The organism is Desulfocicer niacini, from assembly GCF_054657595.1.
In genome coordinates this window covers 1-1,067 of record NZ_BAAHYK010000144.1, presented here as the reverse complement: position 1 = coordinate 1,067, position 1,067 = coordinate 1, and the positions used below count along the sequence as shown (strand labels likewise).

1 protein-coding gene is annotated in these 1,067 nt (G+C 40.8%); it reads left to right on the top strand.

All coding sequences use genetic code 11. From position 1 onward, the window contains the following. Window positions 1-59 precede the first annotated feature (59 nt). Complete coding sequence (locus tag ACYQ2M_RS25095) at window positions 60-482, top strand: hypothetical protein (RefSeq protein ID WP_459919144.1); 423 nt, start codon at window positions 60-62, stop codon at window positions 480-482. The last annotated feature ends 585 nt before the right edge of the window (window positions 483-1,067 follow it).

The window sequence follows — 1,067 nt, the reverse complement described above, 5'->3', positions numbered from 1 at the left end:
CCTTTTCAAGGCCTGCGAGTCTCGCGGCTTAACAGCCCGGCCCGTTCGGAGGAAATAAAATGATTACATGTCCCTTCAATTATGGCGTTTATCGCGAGGATCAAAACATCCTTGTGTGTCACCCAAAAGGCGACTTAACCCCTGACAAGTTGAACGACATCGCCATTTGTAGAGAGTGCATTCTAAAAGCGGGTCTCTCTCAAGTTGATAGATTCCACAATTTGACTGAAATAACATCAATCAATCTTAGGTTTGATGATGTCCGACAAATTTGTGATGTTGAGTCTAGTTTGAGAGGAAACGCCAAACCTATAAAGGCCTGTTACTTAGTCCCGAACACGCTTTTATATGGCACAATAAGAATGTATCAAACACTTATTGAAGATTGTGGAGTCGAAGTACATGTCAGTTACGATATCAATGAGTTAGCAGGTATTCTCAGGGTAGATAAATCAATGTTGACCTCCGAACCAGACGCTTGAGAGGGACCGGGCGGGCCGTGCCACTTTCACAATAATTTCTGTAAACATATTTTCGGGCTTTCGGCCGGGTTTCATGTAAAATCCGCCCGGCCCCTCAGCTTGACCGATGGGGTGGACCGCTCCGCGCTCCACCCCATCGGGCCGGGCTGATCAACACCGTGGACGGGTTCCGCGCTGCGCGCTCCACCCATCATATCCACACAGGCTGGCCCTATGAGCTTGAACAATACCGAGAGATTATCTAGAATCCACAATACCTTATCACAATTATTTAAATATGTTAGAATAAATTCAGTATTAATACCTTCTTTTGGAACAAATTGGGCATTTGTCATATATTCGGAAGAAATAGAACTTAATATCGATTCTATCGATCAGATTGAGAAGGCTATAGCAAGATATCGATTGAAAGATTTCAAATATTACGAACCATCCACTCATATTCAAAGCTTTATTATTCCTAAGTTTATTATTGAAGAACTGAAAAAAGATAAAAATTATATCACAAATGATAATCTCTATTACGATAAATGCTAAATTATTTTTTTACTTTAACTTTAACTCAGATAGTTCTGTAGTTTATAA

Coding starts and splice junctions, on each gene's coding strand:
- ACYQ2M_RS25095 (WP_459919144.1), top strand. CDS start 60: ATGATTACATGTCCCTTCAATTATGGCGTTTATCGCGAGGATCAAAAC.